The organism is Candidatus Pelagibacter sp. HIMB1517 (assembly GCF_052047895.1).
In the GTDB taxonomy this organism is placed as follows: Bacteria; Pseudomonadota; Alphaproteobacteria; order Pelagibacterales; family Pelagibacteraceae; genus HIMB114.
In genome coordinates this window covers 1-19,387 of record NZ_JBNAIW010000010.1, presented here as the reverse complement: position 1 = coordinate 19,387, position 19,387 = coordinate 1, and the positions used below count along the sequence as shown (strand labels likewise).

Annotated in this window: 18 protein-coding genes and 7 tRNA genes; 5 read left to right on the top strand and 20 right to left on the bottom strand. The window is 31.8% G+C overall.

Features of this window, described 5'->3' with window-relative positions; translation table 11 throughout:
- Position 1 precedes the first annotated feature (1 nt).
- The 10 genes from rplL to ACTTAT_RS05490 all read right to left on the bottom strand — a co-directional run bounded on the left by rplL (position 2) and on the right by ACTTAT_RS05490 (position 4,308).
- On the bottom strand, positions 2-373 hold the full coding sequence (gene rplL, locus ACTTAT_RS05535) for a 50S ribosomal protein L7/L12 (RefSeq protein WP_440680040.1): 372 nt from the start codon (positions 371-373) through the stop codon (positions 2-4).
- Positions 374-392: 19 nt separating this feature from the next.
- Entirely contained in the window at positions 393-905 is a 513-nt protein-coding gene (gene rplJ / locus ACTTAT_RS05530; RefSeq protein WP_440680039.1) for a 50S ribosomal protein L10, read from the bottom strand.
- A gap of 8 nt (positions 906-913) precedes the next feature.
- Positions 914-1,609, bottom strand: coding sequence for a 50S ribosomal protein L1 (rplA, locus tag ACTTAT_RS05525; protein WP_440680038.1), 696 nt, complete (start codon positions 1,607-1,609; stop codon positions 914-916).
- Between the two features lie 4 nt (positions 1,610-1,613).
- Positions 1,614-2,039 carry a 50S ribosomal protein L11 gene (gene rplK, locus ACTTAT_RS05520; RefSeq protein WP_009360095.1) on the bottom strand — a complete coding sequence of 142 codons (426 nt, stop codon included), beginning with the start codon at positions 2,037-2,039 and terminating at the stop codon, positions 1,614-1,616.
- Between the two features lie 6 nt (positions 2,040-2,045).
- Positions 2,046-2,570, bottom strand: coding sequence for a transcription termination/antitermination protein NusG (gene nusG / locus ACTTAT_RS05515; RefSeq protein WP_440680037.1), 525 nt, complete (start codon positions 2,568-2,570; stop codon positions 2,046-2,048).
- Between the two features lie 3 nt (positions 2,571-2,573).
- Positions 2,574-2,756 carry a preprotein translocase subunit SecE gene (secE, locus tag ACTTAT_RS05510; protein WP_040747083.1) on the bottom strand — a complete coding sequence of 61 codons (183 nt, stop codon included), beginning with the start codon at positions 2,754-2,756 and terminating at the stop codon, positions 2,574-2,576.
- Positions 2,757-2,772: 16 nt separating this feature from the next.
- Positions 2,773-2,848, bottom strand: a tRNA-Trp gene (locus ACTTAT_RS05505).
- A 23-nt stretch (positions 2,849-2,871) separates the two neighbouring features.
- Positions 2,872-4,059, bottom strand: a complete 1,188-nt coding sequence (tuf, locus tag ACTTAT_RS05500; RefSeq protein WP_440680036.1) for an elongation factor Tu — start codon at positions 4,057-4,059, stop codon at positions 2,872-2,874.
- A gap of 40 nt (positions 4,060-4,099) precedes the next feature.
- Positions 4,100-4,173, bottom strand: a tRNA-Gly gene (locus ACTTAT_RS05495).
- A gap of 49 nt (positions 4,174-4,222) precedes the next feature.
- A tRNA-Tyr gene (locus tag ACTTAT_RS05490) sits at positions 4,223-4,308 on the bottom strand.
- A gap of 51 nt (positions 4,309-4,359) precedes the next feature.
- On the opposite strand from ACTTAT_RS05490, the gene ACTTAT_RS05485 reads away from it, so the two are divergent.
- A complete protein-coding gene (locus ACTTAT_RS05485) occupies positions 4,360-5,082 on the top strand; it encodes a 23S rRNA (guanosine(2251)-2'-O)-methyltransferase RlmB (RefSeq protein WP_440680035.1) in 723 nt (240 codons plus the stop codon).
- Positions 5,083-5,118: 36 nt separating this feature from the next.
- On the opposite strand, the gene ACTTAT_RS05480 is transcribed toward ACTTAT_RS05485, so the two are convergent.
- Positions 5,119-6,117 carry a porin gene (locus tag ACTTAT_RS05480; RefSeq protein ID WP_440680034.1) on the bottom strand — a complete coding sequence of 333 codons (999 nt, stop codon included), beginning with the start codon at positions 6,115-6,117 and terminating at the stop codon, positions 5,119-5,121.
- A gap of 141 nt (positions 6,118-6,258) precedes the next feature.
- On the opposite strand from ACTTAT_RS05480, the gene ACTTAT_RS05475 reads away from it, so the two are divergent.
- Entirely contained in the window at positions 6,259-6,828 is a 570-nt protein-coding gene (locus tag ACTTAT_RS05475; protein WP_440680032.1) for a DUF3576 domain-containing protein, read from the top strand.
- A gap of 14 nt (positions 6,829-6,842) precedes the next feature.
- Here ACTTAT_RS05475 and ACTTAT_RS05470 read toward each other — a convergent pair.
- The 8 genes from ACTTAT_RS05470 to ACTTAT_RS05435 form a co-directional block, all read right to left on the bottom strand.
- A tRNA-Asp gene (locus ACTTAT_RS05470) sits at positions 6,843-6,920 on the bottom strand.
- 6 nt (positions 6,921-6,926) lie between these two features.
- Positions 6,927-7,002: transfer RNA gene (locus tag ACTTAT_RS05465), tRNA-Val, on the bottom strand.
- A gap of 55 nt (positions 7,003-7,057) precedes the next feature.
- Positions 7,058-9,445, bottom strand: a complete 2,388-nt coding sequence (gene lon, locus ACTTAT_RS05460; protein ID WP_440680031.1) for an endopeptidase La — start codon at positions 9,443-9,445, stop codon at positions 7,058-7,060.
- Positions 9,446-9,506: 61 nt separating this feature from the next.
- Positions 9,507-10,778 (bottom strand): ATP-dependent Clp protease ATP-binding subunit ClpX, encoded by a 1,272-nt coding sequence (gene clpX, locus ACTTAT_RS05455; protein WP_440680030.1) that lies wholly within the window; start codon positions 10,776-10,778, stop codon positions 9,507-9,509.
- A gap of 71 nt (positions 10,779-10,849) precedes the next feature.
- Complete coding sequence (gene clpP / locus ACTTAT_RS05450) at positions 10,850-11,464, bottom strand: ATP-dependent Clp endopeptidase proteolytic subunit ClpP (protein WP_440680029.1); 615 nt, start codon at positions 11,462-11,464, stop codon at positions 10,850-10,852.
- A gap of 32 nt (positions 11,465-11,496) precedes the next feature.
- Entirely contained in the window at positions 11,497-12,909 is a 1,413-nt protein-coding gene (tig, locus tag ACTTAT_RS05445) for a trigger factor (RefSeq protein WP_440680028.1), read from the bottom strand.
- A 12-nt stretch (positions 12,910-12,921) separates the two neighbouring features.
- Positions 12,922-13,005: transfer RNA gene (locus ACTTAT_RS05440), tRNA-Leu, on the bottom strand.
- A 63-nt stretch (positions 13,006-13,068) separates the two neighbouring features.
- Entirely contained in the window at positions 13,069-13,839 is a 771-nt protein-coding gene (locus tag ACTTAT_RS05435) for a 3-hydroxybutyrate dehydrogenase (RefSeq protein WP_440680027.1), read from the bottom strand.
- Between the two features lie 123 nt (positions 13,840-13,962).
- Here ACTTAT_RS05435 and glnA point away from each other — a divergent pair, with 123 nt between their 5' ends.
- The 3 genes from glnA (at position 13,963) to ACTTAT_RS05420 (ending at position 19,040) form a co-directional block, all read left to right on the top strand.
- The gene (gene glnA, locus ACTTAT_RS05430; protein ID WP_440680026.1) at positions 13,963-15,369 is read left to right on the top strand and encodes a type I glutamate--ammonia ligase; all 1,407 of its coding nucleotides are present in this window, start codon (positions 13,963-13,965) and stop codon (positions 15,367-15,369) included.
- A gap of 94 nt (positions 15,370-15,463) precedes the next feature.
- Positions 15,464-17,404, top strand: coding sequence for a DNA topoisomerase IV subunit B (parE, locus tag ACTTAT_RS05425; RefSeq protein ID WP_440680025.1), 1,941 nt, complete (start codon positions 15,464-15,466; stop codon positions 17,402-17,404).
- Between the two features lie 10 nt (positions 17,405-17,414).
- A complete protein-coding gene (locus ACTTAT_RS05420) occupies positions 17,415-19,040 on the top strand; it encodes an O-linked N-acetylglucosamine transferase family protein (RefSeq protein WP_440680024.1) in 1,626 nt (541 codons plus the stop codon).
- Between the two features lie 45 nt (positions 19,041-19,085).
- On the opposite strand, the gene ACTTAT_RS05415 is transcribed toward ACTTAT_RS05420, so the two are convergent.
- Positions 19,086-19,171 (bottom strand) — tRNA-Leu (locus tag ACTTAT_RS05415).
- Positions 19,172-19,387: the final 216 nt, after the last annotated feature.

The following is a 19,387-nucleotide window of genomic DNA, read 5'->3' as shown; positions in this document are numbered from 1 at the left end:
GTTACTTAAGTTCTATTTTAGCGCCTGCTGCTTCGAATTTTTTCTTAACTTCTTCAGCATCTTTTTTATTCACGCCAGCTTTTAACTCTTTTGGAGCACCTTCAACTAAATCTTTAGCTTCTTTTAAACCTAGTCCAGTGAAAGCTCTTACTTCTTTAATTACTCCAATTTTGTTATCGCCTGCTGCAGAAAGAACAACGGAAAATTCATCTTTTTCTTCTGCTGGTGCTCCGCCTGCCGCTGGTGCTGCTGCTGCTGCAACTGGTGCTGCTGCTGTTACACCCCATTTTTCTTCTAATAACTTTGAAAGCTCTGCAGCTTCCACAACTGATAGAGTTGATAATTCATCAACAATTTTATTTAGATCTGCCATTTTTTTTATTCCCTCGAGGTTAATCTTTTTTCAAACTTTTAGCGTGCGCCAAATTAGCTATTTTTCGTCCCGGCGCAAGTAAAATACTTAATAATTTTTGCTGTGGTGCCTGTAAAATTCCAACGATTTTAGCTCTCGCCTCATCTAGTGTCGGTAATGTCGCAATTTCAGCCACATCTGAAGGGGCTAAAAGCTTGGTGTCCATTATTCCGCCAACTATTTTTAGTTTATTGTTAGCTTTTTGAAAATTTACTAAGATTTTTGCTAAAGTGATTGGGTCTTTTGATAGTGCTACTCCTGTAGGTCCAGTAAATAAATTTTCAGCTTCAGAATAAGACGTTTCTTTTAAAGCTAATTTTGTAATTCTATTTTTTGTTACTTTAAGTAAAGCTCCTGCCGCTCTCATTTTTTCTCTTAATTCATCAAGTTGATTAACGTTTAAACCTTCGTAATGATAAACCATCATTGCATTATTTGCTTCAAGATCTTTTTTAAGATTATTAATATAATTTGTTTTTTCTATTCTATTCATAATAATAATTATGCTCCTAAAGCAACCTTTGTTGATGGGCCCATTGAACTAGTAATATGAGCTGAATTTATAAAATTACCTTTAGATCCTGTTGGTTTTTCTTTTTCCACAACTTCTAAAACACTTTTATAATTCTCGACAATTTTTTTATCATCAAAGTTAGCTCTTCCTATTGATAAAGATAAATTTCCGTCTTTATCGCATCGTATTTCTACTTTTCCTTTTTTAATATCCTCAACTGCCTTTTTAATATTTGGAGAAACTGTTCCAAACTTTGGATTTGGCATTAAACCTTTTGGTCCTAATACTTTTCCTAATTTTCCAACTTTTGACATCATATCAGGTGTACAAACCAATATATCAAAATCTATTTTTCCATTATTTATAGTTTCTACTAAATCTTCAGAACCTACCTTTTCCGCTCCAGATGATTTAGCCTCATCTATTTTATCATTAGCGCAAATAACAGCGACTGAAATCTTTTTTCCATTTCCATGCGGAAGATCTACAGTAGTTCTTAGAGTTTGATCTGATTTTGTTTTTTCAATATTTAAGTTTAAACTTAAATCAATAGACTCAACAAACTTTGTTTTAGATCTATCTTTAATAAGCTTAACAGCTTCCTCAATTTTATATGATTTAGACTGATCAAGATCTTTTAAAAGTGATTTAAATCTTTTTGATTTTTTTTCTAGAGACTTCATAAAACTATTCCTTAACTTGAATTCCCATTGATCTTGCAGATCCTGCAATAATTTTAATAGCTTCTTCAATATCAAAAGCATTTAAATCTGTCATTTTTGCTTCAGCTATTTTCTTTAATTGCTCTTTTGTGATTGATCCTGCAACAACTCTTCCTGGCTCTTTTGATCCAGATTTTAATTTAATTGCTTCTTTAATTAAATGTGAAGCTGGTGGAGTTTTGATTACAAAGTCAAATTTTTTATCTTTGTAAACTGTTATAACTACTGGAACTGGTTGTCCCATTCTATCTTTTGTTTTATCGTTAAACGCCTTGCAAAATTCCATTATATTAATTCCTCTTTGTCCCAATGCTGGACCAACCGGAGGAGCGGGATTAGCTTGCCCACCTTTAATTTGTAATTTTAAATAACCTGCAATTTCTTTTGCCATAATTTATTAAACCTTTTCAACCTGCGAATAATCTAAATCCACCGGTGTCGGCCTACCAAATATAGAAACAGAGACCTTAAGTCTAGATTTATCTTCATCAATTTCTTCAATTGAGCCATTAAATGAGGCAAATGGGCCGTCGCAAACCTTAACTTGCTCACCAACTTGGAAAGTAATGGATGAGGATGGATTTGCTACACTTTCCTCCATATTTCCAACAATTTTGTTTACTTCTTCTTCTGATATTGGTGATGGTTTACCTTGAGGACCCAAGAATCCGCTTACTTTTTTTAATGATTTGATTAAGTGATAAACGTCATTTGTCATATCTAACTTTACTAAAATATAACCTGGGAAGTACTTTTTCTTTACTATAGATCTCTTACCTTTTTTTATTTCTGTAACGTCTTGTGTTGGCACTAAAATTTCACCAAACTTTGACCCTAAGTCTGCTTTTTCAAGCTCTTCTTTTATCTGTTCAGAAACCTTTTTTTCTGCACTAGCGTGTGCTTGTACAATATACCATTTCATAACTTAACCTATCAAGAACCCTAACCCAAATTTAAAAATCTGATCCAAAAGTAAAAAAAACAATGAAGCAATGATTGCCATAAAAATAACTGTAACCGAACCCATCAAAGTTTCTTTTCTTGATGGCCAGGTAATTTTAAAAGCTTCTTGTTTTACAGATCTAAAAAAATTTATAGGGTTTTGCATTTTAGTTTTAGCCTATTGGCAGGAGCGGAGGGACTTGAACCCTCAACCCCGGGTTTTGGAGACCCGTACTCTACCAATTGAGCTACACTCCTTCTTTAATGTTATAAAGTGAAGCTTACTCTATAATCTTAGTTACTACTCCAGCTCCTACTGTTCTTCCGCCTTCACGAATTGCAAACTTCAAACCATCATTCATTGCAATCGGGCTAATTAGAGTAACAGTCATTTTTGCGTTATCTCCAGGCATAATCATTTCAGTGCCTTCTGGTAACGTCACTTCTCCTGTTACGTCAGTTGTTCTGAAATAAAACTGAGGTCTATACTTTGAAAAGAACGGAGTATGTCTTCCACCCTCTTCCTTTTTTAAAATGTATGCCTCTGCTTCAAATTTAGTGTGAGGTTTAATTGAACCAGGTTTCGCTAGAACTTGTCCTCTTTCAACTTGGTCTCTGTCAATACCTCTTAATAAAGCACCTATGTTATCTCCGGCTTCACCTGAATCAAGAAGTTTTCTAAACATCTCAACTCCAGTACAAACCGTTTTTTGTGTTTCTTTAATACCAATAATTTCTAATTCATCGTTAGTATTAACAACCCCTTGCTCAATTCTTCCAGTTACAACTGTACCTCTTCCAGAAATTGAAAAAACATCTTCAATTGGCATTAGGAAAGGCTTGTCTTTTGGTCTTTCGGGTTGAGGAATAGTTTCGTCAACCGCCTTCATTAATTCTTCAATTGGTTTAATACCTAATTCAGCATCACCTTCAATTGCTTTTAATGCAGACCCTTTGATGATTGGAATTGTATCACCTGGAAATTGATATGATGTCAATAGTTCTCTAATTTCCATTTCAACTAATTCTAATAATTCTTTATCTTGCACTGTGTCTACTTTATTTAAGAATACAACAATCGCTGGAACACCAACCTGTCTTGCTAAAAGAATGTGCTCTCTTGTTTGAGGCATTGGTCCGTCTGCTGCATTCACAACTAAAATTGCTCCGTCCATTTGTGCTGCACCTGTAATCATGTTTTTTACATAGTCAGCGTGACCTGGACAATCAACGTGAGCATAGTGACGTTTATCAGTTTCGTATTCAACGTGAGCTGTTGAAATTGTAATTCCTCTTTCTTTTTCTTCTGGAGCTTTATCAATCTGATCATAGGCTACAAAGTTTGCTCCACCTTTTTCAGACATAACTTTTGTTATTGCTGCAGTTAACGTAGTTTTACCATGATCTACGTGTCCGATTGTACCAATATTACAATGCGGTTTACTTCTATCGAATTTTTCTTTTGACATCTTATTTTATTTCTCTCCTAATATTTATATTTTTCCAATCTGGAGCGGGTGATGAGAATCGAACTCACGCAACCAGCTTGGAAGGCTGGAGTTCTACCACTGAACTACACCCGCGTAAAGGGGGTATTTACTCATTTGACCCTTAGTTTCAAGTGGTTTTTTATGGTGGAGGGGGAAGGATTCGAACCTTCGAAGACCGAAGTCAACGGGTTTACAGCCCGCCCCATTTGACCGCTTTGGTACCCCTCCTTTATTATTAATGTATATTAATAATAGAAACCTATTTATTATTTTTTTTTTATGAAGCAAGAAAATAACCTTTTTTGGATTGGCGGCAAAAATACTGTCCTTGAGGTAATTAAATCAAAAAAAAGACGTATTAAAAAACTTTTTTTAACAAAAAACAATCAATTCAATTTAGAAAAACAAGATATTGAACCTAAGGTTTGTAATAACTTAGAAATTGACAATATTTTTAAAGATAGCTTGTTTGTCCACCAGGGAATTGCTGCACAAGTAGAAAAAACTTATTCAGATAAAGATAAATCACTAAACACCATTCCTAGTAACGAAAATATTGTCATGCTGGATGGCATTGAAGATCCCAGGAATATTGGCTCAATAATTAGGTCTGCTGTAGCATTTGATTTTAAATATATCATTTTAGAAAAATCAATTAATATTGATAGTCATTATCTATTCAAATCTGCATCTGGTGCCACAGAACATATAAATTTTATTAAAGTTTCAAATTTAAATAACGCTATCAATTTGTTAAAAAAAAATAATTTCTATATCTATGCATCTTCATTAAATTCAAAAAAGTTTTTAGAAGGGATAAGTTTTCATACAAACAACTGTATAATCTTAGGTTCTGAGTCTAAAGGGGTAAAAAAATTACTTCTTCAAAATAGTGATGAAATTTTTAAAATTAATCAAAATGATAAAATCGACAGTTTAAATGTTTCAAATTCTGCAGCAATAATATTCAATCATTTATACCAAAAAAAAAGGGCCCGATAAACGGGCCCTTAAATTATTTTAAGTTAAATAATTAACTTAGAATGATTGCTTGTACGTGATTGACCATGCGTCAGCATCAGAACCAGCTGTTCCACCGTTGTCCTCTGTTTGTTGGTGAGAGAACGCTACAGTAGCACCACCTAAGTTATAAGCAATTTCTAACTGAGTAGTTTCTTCAGTTTCAGCTTTAGAATCTTCATCAGTTTCTGCAATGTTGATACCTAAAGTTACGTTATCTGAAGCAGCGTAAGTTACACCGTATAAAGTGTAATCTACATCGTTAGTTGTAGTTGATGTATTATTGTCTGAGTTGTTTTTGTCTGAGAAAGTAGTTCTCTCTACACCAAAAGCAAACTGACCCATGTTGTATGCTACACCATAGTGAGTAGACTCAGCGTCGTCATTGCCATTACTTACTTCGTTTTGCTTGATAGCTTGTGACAAACCAACTGCTAGACCGTCAACACCTAATGAACCAGTGAAACCATATTCCATTCCTGATCCACCACCAGCACCAGTAGTTTTATCACCTGCAGTGTTTGAAGCTTGGTGATCTGGAGCATATCTTAATCCAAATGTACCGAAGTCAGTTTTGTAACCAATACCGAAGTTATGTACACCGTGGATAGTGTTTGCATCCATAGCAGCACTGTCATTACCAGCGTTATCGCCTGGTCTTGCATTGTAAGCACCTGGAACAACTCCCCAATCGTGGAAAGAACCACCATCTTTAGAGATGTATAGGTTTAGGCCTTCACCGTTTGAAATTGTTACTTCAGTGTCAGCTACATCACCTGCTACTTCCATTACTTCCATGTCTAATTTTGAAGACCAACCATTATTTAATTCTTTAGTTGATACGAATTCAAATTTAGTTTCATGACCTAAAGCAGCACCTGTGCTTGATTGAGCTCCAGTAGTTGGAGTCTCTTTATCAGCAAAAGTAGTCTCTAATGATCCAGCAATTTTAGTTTCAGCTAAAACTGGTGCAGCCATTACAGATACTAATGCTGTAGTCGCTAATAGTTTTTTCATATTTTTTACCTTTCTATATGAATGTTAAGTTAGTACGTACTAACGAGATGATAATTAAATTAAAACTTTGATTCTCACTATAAAAACTGCTATTAAGCAAAAATAAAATCAAATGTGTTGTATATATGCAACATAGCTTAAATGAAAAAAATTAACAAAATCCTTAGCTATTTATTAATCGCATTTATTGCAGCAAATACCCTTTCCTGCAGTTATTTTGACAAAAACAAGGATAAAAACAAGGAAGAGAATAGCGAACAGAGTGTCTTAAAGAAGAAAAAGAGAGATCACAATCTTAAAAAAAGAGCAGAAGAGTATGATGGTGGTATCATATTTGGTAAAAAGGGAATTCTAAGAGGTGGCGACGGAGGAGTGGCTCAATTTGCTGCAGAGAATGTTTTGTGGCGGGCTGCTATGCAAACTGTAGATTTTGTACCTTTGGCAACGGCAAATTACTCAGGTGGAATTATAATTACTGATTGGTATTCAAATGAAAAAAGTAATGAGTCTATTAAAATCCAAGTCAGCTTTACTTCTAACGAACTAAAAGCAAGTTCATTTCAAATAAAATCTTTTAAAAGGTCATGCGCTGACACAGCTCAATCCTGTAAAATTGTGAACTTAGATGGCAATTTTAACAGAAAAATTAAAAACCAAATATTAGAAACAGCTAAAAATATTAAAATTAAATTAGAACAAACCAAAAAATAACAATGTTTAATGACTGGCGGGAGTGACGGGACTCGAACCCGCGGCCTCCTGCGTGACAGGCAGGCGCTCTAACCAAGCTGAGCTACACCCCCGGTTTTTGGTGGGCGGTGAGAGACTCGAACTCCCGACCCTCTCGGTGTAAACGAGATGCTCTACCAACTGAGCTAACCGCCCTAACTCTAAATTTGACTATTATCAAAATAAACAAAATAGAAAAGAACTATTTTTTTTAATGAGAAGACTTTTGCTCTTTGAAATTTTCTTTGTTTTCCTCTGGAAAGTTCTCTACCTCTATCCACTTAACAGGGTCAGGTAACTTAACTAAAGCAATTTTCAATACCTCTTCAACATTTTCTACAGGGATAATTTTAATCCCATCTTTTACATTTTGCGGAATCTCTTTTAAGTCTTTTTCATTTTCTGATGGTATTATTGCAGTTTTAATTCCCCCTCTTAATGCTGCTAAAAGTTTTTCTTTTAGACCTCCAATGGGTAGTACTCTGCCTCTTAATGTAACCTCTCCGGTCATTGCTACATCTTTTTTTACAGGGATATTTGTTAATGCAGATACAATAGAGGTTACCATAGCTATACCAGCTGAAGGACCATCTTTTGGAGTAGCTCCTTCAGGAACGTGAACATGAAAATCTTTTTTTTCAAAAACTGGAGGAATAACACCGTAATCCAAACTTCTTGATCTAATAAATGATTTTGCTGCTTTAATAGACTCCTTCATTACATCACCTAATTTACCTGTATGTTCTAACTTTCCCTTACCTGGCATAACAACGGTCTCTATAGAAAGTAATTCACCTCCAACTTCTGTCCAAGCTAAACCTGTAACAACGCCTACTAAATCTGATTTCTCTATTTCTCCATATTTAAATTTTTTCACTCCAAGATAGTCAGAGATGTTACTTTGATCTAATGTTATTTTTGTTGATTTATTTGAAACAATTTCTTTGACACTTTTACGAGCAACTTTTGAAAGTTCTCTTTCTAAACTTCTTACCCCAGATTCTTTAGTATAACTTCTTATCACATCAAGAATTTGTTCATCACCAATATTAAGTTCATTTTCTTTTAATCCGTTATCTTTAAGCTGCTTTGGTAAAAGATACTTTTTTGCAATTTGTAATTTTTCATCCTCAGTGTATCCTGCCAACCTTATTACCTCCATTCGATCTAGCAAAGGACCAGGTATATTCAGTGTATTTGCAGTCGTAACAAACATGACGTTTGATAAATCGTAGTCAACTTCTAAATAATGATCATTAAAGTCTTTATTTTGCTCAGGGTCTAAAGCTTCTAACAATGCAGATGATGGATCCCCTCTGTAATCCATTCCAACTTTGTCAATTTCATCTAGTAAAAACAATGGATTCTTTTTTCCAGCTTTCTTCATCATTTGAATAATTTTACCTGGCAAACTACCGATATAAGTTCTTCGATGACCTCTGATTTCAGCCTCGTCTCTTACTCCACCTAAAGACATTCTTACAAACTCTCTTCCAGTAGCTTTTGCAATTGACTTACCTAGAGAAGTTTTTCCAACTCCCGGGGGTCCAACCAAACATAATATAGGTCCTTTAATTTTCTTTATTCTAGATTGAACTGCTAAAAATTCTAAAATTCTGTCTTTAACTTTTTCTAAACCGTAGTGATCTTTATCTAAAATTTTTTCAGCTTTTTCTAAATCTGTACTAACAGGAGAATTTTCATGCCAAGGGATAGAAGTCATCCAATCCAAATAGTTTCTTACAACCGTTGATTCTGCTGACATTGGGCTCATTGTTTTTAACTTTTTTAATTCTGAGAAGCATTTTTCTTCTGCTTCTCTAGGCATTTTTGATTTTTTAATAGTTTCTTCTAATTGTTTTAATTCATCTTTTCCTTCTTCGATTTCTCCAAGTTCTTTTTGAATGGCTTTAAGTTGTTCATTTAAATAATATTCTCTTTGGGTTTTTTCCATTTGGTTTTTCACTCTTCCTCGAATTCTTTTTTCTACTGACATAAGTTCAAGTTCGTTATCTAAATGCCCAATAATAATTTCTAACTTTTTTTGAATATCTAGAGTTTCTAGAATCTTTTGCTTTTCCTCAAGCTCAATACCTAAGGTTGAAACAGCTTTATTAGCAATAATGTCCGGACTACTAATATTTTTAAAATTTATATTACTATCATCTCCAAATTTTTTTGAAGTTTTGGATAGTTTATTAAATTTATTTACTAATGCTTGAGATAATAAATTATTTTTATTATCTTCAATTAATTTACATTTATTAATTTTAACGTCTAAAAATTTTTCATTATTATTAAATTCTAAGACTTTCGCTACAGACTTTCCTTCAACAAGAATTTTAACGGTGCCGTCTGGTAGTTTTAATAACTGCAATACCTCTGCAATTGTCCCAATTGAATACAAATCTTTATCTTTGGGATTATCTACATCTGGATTTTTTTGAGCTAAAAGAAGAATTTTTTTTGTCTCAGTCATTACAAAATCTAATGCATTAATAGATTTCTCTCTTCCTACAAAAAGTGGTGTTGTAACGTTTGGAAATACAACAATATCACGGAGTGGCAATACTGGTATTGATTTTAGATCATCAGACATACATAAAACATAAGTATAAAAACCTATAAAACAAGATGATAATGTGAATTTATCACCAGTATTAATTGGCTATTTTTGTATCTTTATCTTCAGATTTTGTAGTATTTTTTGAGTAAATCATCAATGGTTTGGTTTTTCCATTAATTACCTCTTTATTCAGAATTACTTCGTCTACCCCTTCGATCGATGGTAGATCAAACATTGTCTCGAGTAAAACTTCTTCAATAATAGACCTTAGACCTCTTGCTCCAGTTTTTCTAACAATAGCTTTTTGAGCAATTGCCTTTAAGGCATCTTTCGCGAATGTTAATTTAACACCTTCAATTTCAAATAATTTTGAATACTGTTTTGTAAGTGAATTTTTAGGCTCCTCTAAAATTTTAACTAAACTTTCTTCATCAAGATCTTCCAGGGTAGATATGATGGGTAGTCTTCCAATAAATTCCGGAATTAAACCAAATTTCAAAAGATCTTCAGGTTGAACATCTTTCATTAACTCGCCAGCACCCTTTTCTATTTTATCTTTTATTTTTGCGCCAAATCCAATTGAAGAGCCTTGTCCTCTATCTGATATAATTTTATCAATTCCAGCAAATGCACCGCCAACTATAAAAAGTATATTTGTAGTATCAACTTGTAAAAATTCTTGTTGAGGGTGTTTTCTGCCACCTTGAGGTGGAACACTTGCAACAGTTCCTTCCATAATTTTCAGTAATGCTTGTTGTACACCTTCTCCAGATACATCTCTTGTAATTGAAGGGTTTTCTGTTTTTCTGCTAATTTTATCAACCTCATCTATATACACAATTCCACGCTGAGCTTTTTCAACATTATAATCTGCTGCTTGAAGCAATTTTAAAATTATATTTTCTACATCTTCACCTACATAACCCGCTTCTGTTAAAGTCGTTGCGTCAGCCATGGTAAAAGGAACATCTAAAATTTTAGCTAAGGTTTGTGCTAATAAAGTTTTGCCACATCCTGTTGGACCAATAAGAAGAATATTAGATTTTGCTAGTTCAACATCACTAGAAGATTTTTCAGTATGTCCTAATCTTTTATAATGATTATGAACTGCGACTGATAAAATTTGTTTAGATTTTTTTTGTCCAATTACGTATTCATTTAAAATTGAAAAAATTTCTTTTGGAGTCGGTACGCCCTCTTCATTTTTAGAAATATGACTTTTACTCTCTTCTTTAATTATATCCATACAAAGCTCAACACATTCATCGCAAATAAAGACGGTGGGTCCCGCAATTAATTTTCGAACTTCATGTTGGCTTTTGCCACAAAAAGAACAGTACAATGTATTTTTATTTTCTTTAGACATTTCGAATCAATATCCTTCACATTAACTCAGTCAGAGTCATTTAATCAAGTATTAGTTGTATTGGATATTTTCTAATTTTCTCGTTTTTCAACGACTTTATCTACAAGACCAAATTTTTTTGCTTCTTCAGCGCTCATAAAGTTATCTCTTTCGAGAGCTTCTTTGATTGTTTCTACAGGTTGGCCAGTGTGTTTAGAGTAAATTTCATTAAGCCTTTTTTTTGTACTTAAAATTTCTTTAGTATGTATTTCAATATCAGTTGCTTGCCCTTGAAAACCAGCCGATGGTTGATGGACCATTATTCTTGCATTCGGGAGAGACATTCTCAAACCTTTTTCACCCGCTGCTAATAAGAAAGAACCCATTGATGCAGCCTGACCAATACATAGTGTTGATACGGTTGGTTTAATAAATTGCATAGTATCATAAATTGCAAGACCATCAGTAACAACACCACCTGGAGAATTAATATATAAATAGATTTCTTTAGAGTTATTTTCTGACTCTAAAAACAATAACTGAGCAGAAACTAAGCTTGAAATATATGAATTAATTGGTCCTGTTAAAAAAATTATTCTCTCTTTGAGCAGTCTTGAATAAATATCAAAAGACCTTTCTCCTCTTGGTGTCTGTTCAATCACCATTGGGACTAATGTATTCATGTAAACGTCAAAAGGATCTTTCATACGAATCGATGAGCTAAATTTATATCTATTGATTATTTTTTACTAGTTTTTTTAGTACTAGCCTTCTTGGCTGTAGCTTTTTTGGTAGTTTTTGTCTTAGATTTAGTTTTATTATCTGAATTAGGGCTTATGATATTTTGAAGCTCTTCTTTAGTAATTGATTTAACTTTTGTTTTTGCTTTATCTTTGATTAAATTCAAAACTTTATCTTCAAATATTGGTCCTCTAAGTTTTGCTAACTCTGCGGGATTTTTTTGGTAATACTCCCTAATTGTTTTTTCTTGACCGGGATACATTCTAAGTTGTTTTTCAAGTTCACTTTGTAATTCTTGTGAAGATACTTTTATTGAATGTTCCTCACCAATATTAGCTAATACCAAAGCAAGTTTTACTCTTCTATCTGAAATTTTTTTAACTTCTTTTTTATCATTTTCATCTAATTTAATTTTAGAATGATCCTTTTCACCTTTTTCATGCATCTTCTCGTGGATCATTGTGTGCTCTACAGTTTTAACTTCAGTATCTAGCATTCCCTTTGGTAAATCAATTTTAAATTGTTTATCAAGCTGATCTAAAATTTCTTTTTTGCAAAGCTGATCTGTAATGCTTTCAAATTCTTTAGAAATTTGTTTCTCAATCATTGATTTTAAATCTGATAAATCTTTTGCTCCCATGTTTTTAGCAAAGGCATCATCAATTTTTTGCTCTTCGGGTGATTTAATGTTGGTAATTTTGCATTTAAACTCTGAAGCTTTGCCTGCAAGTTCTTTTTTTGGATAATTATCTGGTAGATTAATTTTAACTACCTTTTCATCATTTTTCTTAACACCAATAATTTGCTTATCAAAACCTTTTATAAAAAGATCTTTACCTAAAACAATTTGAAGTTTTTCAGCTTTGTTTCCCTCAAAAGATTTCCCATCTACTGTAGCTTCATAATTAAATTCAACTAAATCATTGTTGGCAGCAGTTTTTGATGCATCTTTTTCATTATATTTTTTAGAACTTTCAGCTAATGAATTTAATCTTGTTTCTAAATCTTTTTTATCTGCTTTAACTTCATATTTTTCAATCTCTATTTTGCTTAAATCAACTTTTTTAATTTCAGGAACTTTTTCAACTTCAATAGTAAACTCTAAATCTTTATCTTCACCTGAAGATTTAATATCTATTTTTGGTTGACCAGCGGGTTTAATGTTTTTGTCTTTTAAAGCTTGAAATGCAGAATCGTTTAAAGTTTTTTCTATTACTTCACCATACAAAGCTTTTCCAAACTGTTTTTTTAACAATTCCCTTGGAGCTTTCCCTGGTCTAAATCCCTTAAGGTTAATCGTATCTTTTACTTCATCGAGTTTTTTATCAATTTTTTCTTGAATTTCTTTTTTAGTTACAATGACGCTTAACTTTGACTCTAAACCCTTTGATGATGTTACGTTTACTTTCATTTTAATCCTTAATGGTGCGGGAGAAAGGACTTGAACCTTCACTCGTTGCCGAACTAGTTCCTAAGACTAGCGTGTCTACCATTCCACCACTCCCGCTGTTAAATTTTCAGCTTTTATAATGTTTTTGATCATTTTATCAATTATCGATTTTTCCTTGATTTATTGAGCTGTCCAGGCTCCATCAATCGATATAGCAGAACCTGTAATTTCAGACGCTTCTTTTGAGCATAAAAAGTAAATTAATTTAGCAATCTGTTCTTTTTTAATAAAATTTAGTGACGGTTGCTTTTCTTTTAATAGTTCAATTTCAGCTTCTTTGTTTGATAATCTTTTGTTTTTTGCAATTACATCAATTTGATCTTGGATTAACTCAGTCAATACAAACCCGGGGCATATTGAGTTACAAGTAATGTTCTCTTCTGCAGTTTCTAAAGCAACCACTTTGGACAAACCAACTAATCCATGCTTTGATGCAGTATAAGCTGATTTTTTCTTTGAAGCGATTAATCCGTGGGTAGATGCGATATTAACTATTCTTCCCCAATTAGATTTTCTCATAAATGGCAGAGTTTCTTTAATAAAAAGATAAGGAGCGGTAAGGTTTATGTCCATCATGCTCCTCCATATTTTCTCAGGGTATTTATCTATGCTTTCAACATATTGGATTCCAGCACAATTAACTAATACATCAATTGTTTTAAATTTTTTAACTGTAGCATTTATAACCCTCTTTACATTTGAACTTTTTGTTAGATCGATATTAAAAAATAACGCTCTAGAAGATTTAAATTTCTTTTTTACGCGTTTAAATTGTGAAGGTTTGCATTTGCCATTTATAATTACATTGTAGCCTTTTTTATAAAAATACTCACTTATAGAAAGCCCTATGGCCCCCGTTGATCCAGTAACCAAGATAGTCTTTTTTCTCATATATTTTAACCTCTTTAATATATATATGCATAAATGCATATCTGACATAACTAAAAAACACTGCAATATTTAACGTTTTTTAATAATTAGCTGTTATCGAAAAATTAAAAAAGGAGTAAAAGTATGAGCGCGGCTGATATTTTAAAAACAATTAAAGAAAAAGAAGTTGAATACGTAGATTTAAGATTTACAGACCCTAGAGGTAAGCTTCAACATTTAACGCAAGACATCTCTACAGTTGATGAAGATTTATTAAATGATGGAGTGTTTTTTGACGGATCATCAATTGCTGGTTGGAAAGCAATCAATGAGTCTGATATGGTTTTAAAACCAGATACAAGTAGATCATTTATTGATCCATTTATGTCTCACAATACATTAGTTTTATTTTGTGACATTTATGATCCAATTACAAAAGATAAATATGAAAGAGATCCAAGATCAACGGCTAAATTAGCTGAAGAATATGTAAAAAAATCTGGAGTTGGTGACACGGTATACTTTGGTCCAGAGCCAGAATTTTTTGTATTTGATGATGTAAGGTTTGCTAATTCAATGAACAAAACAAGTTTTGAGATTGATAGTAGTGAAGGACCTTACAATACAGACAAAAGGTATGAAGGTGGAAACTTAGGTCACAGACCTGGTATCAAAGGTGGTTACTTCCCAGTTCCTCCAGTAGATTCTGCTCAAGATTTGAGAGCTGAATGTTTAAAAGCATGTAAGGATATGGGTGTAAAAGTTGAAAAACATCACCACGAAGTAGCTCCCTCTCAGCATGAGCTTGGAGTGTTATTTGACACTTTAACTAGAAACGCAGACAACATGCAGGTTTATAAATATGCTGTTCAGCAAGTTGCAAACTCATTTGGTAAAACTGCAACGTTTATGCCGAAGCCAGTTAAAGGTGATAACGGTTCAGGTATGCATTGCCACCAATCAATTTGGAAAGATGGAAAACCTCTTTTTGCTGGTGATGGTTATGCAGGTTTATCTGATACTTGTTTGCACTACATTGGTGGAATTATTAAACATGCAAAAGCAATTAACGCTTTTACAAACTCAACAACTAACAGCTATAAAAGATTAATTCCTGGTTTCGAAGCACCAGTATTACTTGCTTATTCATCTAGAAATAGATCTGCAAGTTGCAGAATTCCTTTTAGCACAAGCCCTAAAGGTAAAAGAGTTGAAGTACGTTTCCCAGATGCAGCGGGTAACCCATATTTAACTTTTGCATCATTATTGATGGCCGGATTAGATGGAATTAAAAATAAAATTGATCCAGGTAAACCTTTTGATAAAGATTTATACGCTTTATCAGAAGAAGAGCTTAAAGGTGTGCCAACTGTGTGTGGCTCACTAAGAGAAGCTGTAATATCGCTAGACTCAGACAGAAAATTCTTAACTGAAGGTGGGGTTTTCACTGACGATCAAATTGATGCATACATCGACTTGAAGATGGAGGAAATTCATAATTTTGAACACACCCCTCACCCTATCGAGTTTCAAATGTATTACAGCTCATAATATATTTACAATTTTTCGATAATTAAAACCCCGGCTTAAATCCCGGGGTTTTTTTTATAATTGATAATTTCATAATTTTACTTAAAGGTTTGTTATGGTTGTTTCAAAAACTTATTCCGCTAAAGACATTGAGGTATTAGAAGGTCTAGCCCCAGTTAGAAAACGTCCTGGAATGTATATTGGTGGAACTGATGAGACCGCATATCATCACTTGGCAAATGAAATATTAGATAACAGTATCGATGAAGCAGTTGCTGGTTATGCAAAAGAAATAGCCGTTAAATTAGTTAATAAAAATACCATTACAATTTCAGATGATGGAAGAGGTATACCAATAGATAAGCATCCAAAGAAAAAGAAAACGGCTCTTGAGGTAGTTATGACTACACTTCACTCAGGAGGTAAATTTAATGATAGTGTTTATAAATCATCAGCTGGATTGCATGGTGTAGGACTCTCGGTTGTTAATGCTCTTAGTTCTAAATTAAATATTCAAGTTACAAAAAGCTCTAAAATATATTCTCAAGATTATTCTAAAGGGAAAATATTAAATAAATTAAAAACTAAAGGTAAAAATAAAATAAAAAACGGTACGCAGATTACATTTTCTCCAGATCCTGAAATTTTTGGAAAAGATGTAAACTTTAAACCAGAAAAAATTTATGAATTAGCTAAAAACAAAGCGTATCTTCAAAAAGGCATCAAAATTAATTGGGAATGTAACAAGGACTTACTTAATAGAAAAAGTTCAGTACCCTCAAAAGAAACATTATTATTCTCAAAAGGTTTAGAAGATTTTTTAAAAAATGAAATTAACCAAAACAATGTTCTTCATGAAAAGGTGTGTTTCCAATCTGGTAACTTAGAAGATAAAAAAGGTAAAATCGAATTTGCGCTTCAATTTAATAAGGAAAAGATAAAATATAATAAAGCATTCTGTAATACCGTTTATAACATGAATGGTGGTACACATGATGCAGGTTTTAGATCTGGAATAGCGAAATCAATTCGAAAATATGCAAAAAATAAAAATAACAAAGTAGTTAGTAAAGCAACACAGGATGACATATTTGATCAAGCAGCTTATATTGTTTCAGTTTATATCTCTAACCCAGAATTTGAAGGTCAGACAAAACATAAATTATCATCTAATTTTGTTCAAAAATATTGTGATAGCTTTACAAGTTCAGCTTTTGATGAATGGTTAAATAGAAACTCAAAATCAGCTAAAAATATACTGAATGTTTTAGAAGAAAAAATTAGAGAAAAAAATATTTATGATTTAAATCAAAATGTTGAAAGACAGAGCGCATTTAGAAAAATAAGACTTCCGGGAAAATTATCAGATTGTACAAGTGATAAAACAGAAGGAACTGAACTTTTTATAGTAGAAGGAGATTCGGCGGGTGGTTCGGCAAAACAAGCACGAGACCGAATAACTCAAGCTATACTTCCCTTGAGGGGAAAAATTTTAAATGTCAAAAGTTCAAATGCAGCAAAAATTTTAGCAAATAGCGAAATTAATAATTTGCTACAGGCGCTTGGTTGTGGAAGAGGGAAAAATTACAGCAAAAAAAATTTAAGATATGAAAAAATTATTATTATGACAGATGCTGATGTTGACGGTGATCATATCTCAACACTACTTTTAACATTTTTCATTTCAGAGATGCCTCAATTAATTTTAGATGGTCATTTATATTTAGCGGTACCGCCACTTTATAAATTAAATATTTCTGGAAAATCAACCTATGCCATTGATGATAATGAAAAAAATAAATTACTTAAAGAAAATAAAAATGCAAAGATAGAAATTAGTAGGTTTAAAGGACTTGGCGAAATGATGCCTGCTCAATTAAAAGAAACAACAATGAACAAGGAAACAAGAAAGTTAATAAAAATAACTTTGCCCACTCAAAAACCAAAAATTAAAAAAGCAAATAAACTTGTTGATGATCTTATGGGCAAAAATGCAGAAAAAAGACTTAACTTTATTTCGGAAAATAGTGGAAAAAATTTAGTTTTAGATATTTAATTTTAAAACTATGTCAGATGCTAAATTAGAGAAATCAAAAAAACATTTTTTAGAATCTCTTACTTTTATAGAAAATAAAAACTATCAAAAAGCTGAAGCTCTACTTTTAAAAAGTTATAACTTGGTTGATGATAGAATTTCTATTATTACAAATCTAATACTAATAAATGTTCTTCAAAAAAAATATAAAGAAGCAATAAAATATATTAATATCGCTTATAAAAAATTTGGTAAAAATATTGATATTATCAACAGACATGCTCATCTAAGATTTCAGCAAAAAAAATTTTATAAATCTCTACTAATTGGACTATATGGTTTAAAAATAGATAAAAATAATGATGAATTAAACTTTAATCTATCAGTCCTTTATAAAAATTTTGGAAATTATGAAAAATCTATTTTTTATTTAAAGAGTTGCAAGAAACTAAATAAAAAAAAATATTTAACCAACTTAATTTTTTTAAATGATTTTATTCCAAATAGAAATGAAGAAGAATATACAAAAATTATTAAAGAATATGAGGGTTATTTTAAAAAAGAACTCAATACTTTTAGCATCATAAATCCAAATAAATCAAAAATTTCAATTATATCTGGTGAGCTTAAAAATCATGCTGTAGCCCATCAAATTAAAGATGTAATTAAACATTTATCAAATAACTATGAAATAAATATTTTTAATCATACCGATATTAACGACGATATCACAAAAGAAATTAAGAATTATGCATCAAACTGGATTGACACTGATAACATGAACAATTCTGAATTGATAAGCAATATTAAAAAAACAAGCTCGAAATATATTTTTTCACTTTCAGGATTTAATAAAAATAATAAAACTGAAATTTTTAAAAATAGAATATGCCCTATACAAATTAACTGGTGTGGTCATTTAACAACATCTGGAATTGAAAATATGGATTTTATACTGGGAGATCCTTATTGTACTCCAAAAGAAATGCAAAGATATTACACTGAAAACATTTTAAATATGCCTGAAATTTGGACTGTCCTTTCCAAGCCTCAAGAGGTTCAGCATAAAGATTATCTTCCATGTGAAAAAAATAACTTTGTTACTTTTGGATGCTTTAATAGGTTTGCAAAAATTAATATGACATTATTAAATACATGGTCAGAAATTTTATCAAAAAATGATAATTCAAAAATACATTTAATATCAACTGAATTTAATGATGAAATATTTAAAAAAAAAATTACAAACTTTTTTACACAAAAAGGCATAGAGAAAGAAAATTTAAAATTTACAGGTAATGTAAACAGAACAAGTTTGCTTAATGCATATAATAATATTGATATTGTCCTTGATACTTATCCTTATACAGGCGGGACCACAACACTAGAGGCTATTTACATGGAAAGACCCGTTCTAACTATTTATGGAAAAAGTTTTCTTACTAGATGCGGCTTGAGCATTAATAAAAATATTAAAATGGATAATTGGGTGTGTGAAGATATTATTGAATATAAAAATAAAGCTATTCAATATTCTAAGGATATTGATTTTTTAGTTAAAGAAAAAAATAGAATTAAAAACAATAAACTTAGTTCCCCACTCTATGACAGTAAAAGATTTTCTAATAATTTATCCAATATACTTAAATCTTTATAGATTTAATAATATTAAATTATAAATTTTATTATTAAGATCTAAGAATGGTGCCCTCGGCCGGACTCGAACCGGCACTCCGCAAGCGGCAAGGATTTTAAGTCCTTTGTGTCTACCAATTCCACCACGAGGGCACTTGCGAAGTGTTTAAACTAAAATTATTATAATTTCAAAAAAATATTTCCTTTTTTAAGTAGATTGATCACATGGTCTTGAAGCGGATTAGTATTATTTTTACTAAAACTATTTTCAAATGGTAAGATATTAGTTATAGGAACAGGTTGATTTTTACAAACAGACATAATTTATGAGATCATTAACTTAATATATCTGAATATTTTTTTTCTATA

What these genes read in the sequence shown, in the direction of transcription:
- lon (WP_440680031.1), bottom strand. Translation starts at nt 9,445, where the DNA reads ATGTCTGATGATCTAAAATCAATACCAGTATTGCCACTCCGTGATATT.
- rplK (WP_009360095.1), bottom strand. Translation starts at nt 2,039, where the DNA reads ATGGCAAAAGAAATTGCAGGTTATTTAAAATTACAAATTAAAGGTGGG.
- parE (WP_440680025.1), top strand. Translation starts at nt 15,464, where the DNA reads ATGGTTGTTTCAAAAACTTATTCCGCTAAAGACATTGAGGTATTAGAA.
- glnA (WP_440680026.1), top strand. Translation starts at nt 13,963, where the DNA reads ATGAGCGCGGCTGATATTTTAAAAACAATTAAAGAAAAAGAAGTTGAA.
- ACTTAT_RS05485 (WP_440680035.1), top strand. Translation starts at nt 4,360, where the DNA reads ATGAAGCAAGAAAATAACCTTTTTTGGATTGGCGGCAAAAATACTGTC.
- rplJ (WP_440680039.1), bottom strand. Translation starts at nt 905, where the DNA reads ATGAATAGAATAGAAAAAACAAATTATATTAATAATCTTAAAAAAGAT.
- rplA (WP_440680038.1), bottom strand. Translation starts at nt 1,609, where the DNA reads ATGAAGTCTCTAGAAAAAAAATCAAAAAGATTTAAATCACTTTTAAAA.
- rplL (WP_440680040.1), bottom strand. Translation starts at nt 373, where the DNA reads ATGGCAGATCTAAATAAAATTGTTGATGAATTATCAACTCTATCAGTT.
- ACTTAT_RS05480 (WP_440680034.1), bottom strand. Translation starts at nt 6,117, where the DNA reads ATGAAAAAACTATTAGCGACTACAGCATTAGTATCTGTAATGGCTGCA.
- ACTTAT_RS05475 (WP_440680032.1), top strand. Translation starts at nt 6,259, where the DNA reads ATGAAAAAAATTAACAAAATCCTTAGCTATTTATTAATCGCATTTATT.
- clpP (WP_440680029.1), bottom strand. Translation starts at nt 11,464, where the DNA reads ATGAAAGATCCTTTTGACGTTTACATGAATACATTAGTCCCAATGGTG.
- ACTTAT_RS05420 (WP_440680024.1), top strand. Translation starts at nt 17,415, where the DNA reads ATGTCAGATGCTAAATTAGAGAAATCAAAAAAACATTTTTTAGAATCT.
- clpX (WP_440680030.1), bottom strand. Translation starts at nt 10,778, where the DNA reads ATGTCTAAAGAAAATAAAAATACATTGTACTGTTCTTTTTGTGGCAAA.
- ACTTAT_RS05435 (WP_440680027.1), bottom strand. Translation starts at nt 13,839, where the DNA reads ATGAGAAAAAAGACTATCTTGGTTACTGGATCAACGGGGGCCATAGGG.
- nusG (WP_440680037.1), bottom strand. Translation starts at nt 2,570, where the DNA reads ATGAAATGGTATATTGTACAAGCACACGCTAGTGCAGAAAAAAAGGTT.
- tig (WP_440680028.1), bottom strand. Translation starts at nt 12,909, where the DNA reads ATGAAAGTAAACGTAACATCATCAAAGGGTTTAGAGTCAAAGTTAAGC.
- tuf (WP_440680036.1), bottom strand. Translation starts at nt 4,059, where the DNA reads ATGTCAAAAGAAAAATTCGATAGAAGTAAACCGCATTGTAATATTGGT.
- secE (WP_040747083.1), bottom strand. Translation starts at nt 2,756, where the DNA reads ATGCAAAACCCTATAAATTTTTTTAGATCTGTAAAACAAGAAGCTTTT.